At 43.2% G+C, this 1,740-nt stretch carries 1 protein-coding gene and 1 pseudogene; one reads left to right on the plus strand and one right to left on the minus strand.

Annotated elements, in window-relative coordinates:
• The first annotated feature begins 89 nt into the window (after nucleotides 1-89).
• Nucleotides 90-1,001, plus strand: coding sequence for a hypothetical protein (locus QT990_RS35680; RefSeq protein WP_333148381.1), 912 nt, complete (start codon nucleotides 90-92; stop codon nucleotides 999-1,001).
• A gap of 77 nt (nucleotides 1,002-1,078) precedes the next feature.
• On the opposite strand, the pseudogene QT990_RS35970 reads toward QT990_RS35680, so the two are convergent.
• Nucleotides 1,079-1,641, minus strand: a pseudogene (locus QT990_RS35970) (IS1634 family transposase); the annotation flags it as partial.
• Nucleotides 1,642-1,740: the final 99 nt, after the last annotated feature.

The following is a 1,740-nucleotide window of genomic DNA, read 5'->3' on the forward strand; positions in this document are numbered from 1 at the left end:
GGAGCGGAATGAAGCGAAAGTTTCACGTTCCGTTCTGAAGGAGAGGTAGGGGTAGAAATGCCCCTATCGACTCTAACTACCTGAAGCTCATGGAAGTTGGGCCTTACCCCTACTCCATGAACGAATTAGTAGTGGGTCTTCGCCCATACTTCAAGCAGCTTCCCAACTCAAACTTGTCTGTCAACAGAGCGTCAACAAGCGTATTAGCAGTCTTAGATCGAGAATATGGCAATGCAACTTGGGTATTAGCCCAAGCAGATATTCAAGCTGATTGCTTAATGAGAGTCCGAAAGAATGCCTGTTTGTGGTCGGCACCACCAGCCTATAGTGGTCGCGGTAGACCACGGAAACACGGGTTCAAAATGAGACTCAATGACCCAACCACATGGCTCGAAACGGATACTGTGATTGAAATTGATGAACATCCACAGTTGGGACAAGTCCGAGTCAGTCAATGGCTTGACTTACATTTTTATCGTGCGCCGGGACATCCTGTTAATTTAATCCTCGCCCTTAAGAATGAATCCCATGTCAAGCGGTCAGCCGTTTCCACCCTTGTGGTTGGTTTGGGTGGGAGAACGAACTCTACCCAAGCGAAACTGTTTGGTTTAAGTATTTACGACGTTTTGGAGTGGATCATTGGTAACGGGAAAGCTAAGCAACGATTACATTGGACATTGCCTAACTTGAGAACTCCCGAACAATCTGAGCGTTGGAGTGATTTAATGCCATTGATGAGTTGGCAACTCTGGCTGGCTAGGGATTTAGTTCTCGAACATCGACTGCCTTGGCAGTCTGCTAGGATCGATTTAACTCCTGGACGTGTTGCCCAATCAATGTTATCGGTTTTAGTTGACATTGGTACTCCTACGAAACCACCTAAACATAGGGGAAAATCTCCTGGCTGGGAAACAGGAAAGGTACGGACTAAGGCACCGCGATATCCCACTGTCAAGAAACGGGTTTCTCGACGCAAAAAGTCTTCAAGATTAGTTGTTTAATCTCCTCAATGCGTGAGTTTTTGAGCAATAACTTGCCTTCTGTTGAAAGGCAGCTACTTTTAGATGCGATCGTTTTTTAGTCTAAACTCCAGTGACAAGGCATCGGTGTCACAAGCAAATTCAATATTTGATAACTCTCGCAACTTTTTCTGACCCTCAATTTCAGCTTTTTTGAGTTGTTTTTCTAATTTACGTTGGTCGGCATCACGACGCAAACTGCTCTCTACTACGAACCATCTTTGTGTAATTCCACCATAATTACTTTTGTGTTCTGACCAACGATATCCCGTTATTGAACTTTCATTTAATTCTGATTCCTGCAAGCTGAGACACCAGTTGCTGCGCTTGTTTCAGGCTTAGTGGTACACGAGTTAACCATCTTAAATTGGTTAACATTTCTAAATTTGGAGCGGTATATAATGCACTGTCAGCTACCATTAAAGTGTCGAGATTTAATTTTTTTTAAAAGTCTTGACAGATTGAGGCGAATATGGAATTATCTGATTCGTTTCCTGAAGCTACTCGTAAAAATAGTGGCACATCTCCATCTCCACTACAAATTAGGTCTAAAATAAATTGTTTTAAGTCGGGACGATGGTCACTCTTTGTAGCCGTAGGTAATTTGAATTGGTATTGGGGATGTTTGATGGTTGATTGATGAATTATCTAGGGCTTGCTGAATAAGTTAGAAAAAATCGCGATCGCGTAGCTAACCGCAGACATCGCACTTGATGGGCAA

Origin of the sequence: Microcoleus sp. T3_B1, assembly GCF_036700445.1 — a bacterium.
GTDB lineage: Bacteria > Cyanobacteriota > Cyanobacteriia > Cyanobacteriales > Microcoleaceae > Microcoleus.

Excerpts from the sequence above, each read along its gene's own strand:
- QT990_RS35680 (WP_333148381.1), top strand. The coding sequence starts at position 90 with ATGGAAGTTGGGCCTTACCCCTACTCCATGAACGAATTAGTAGTGGGT.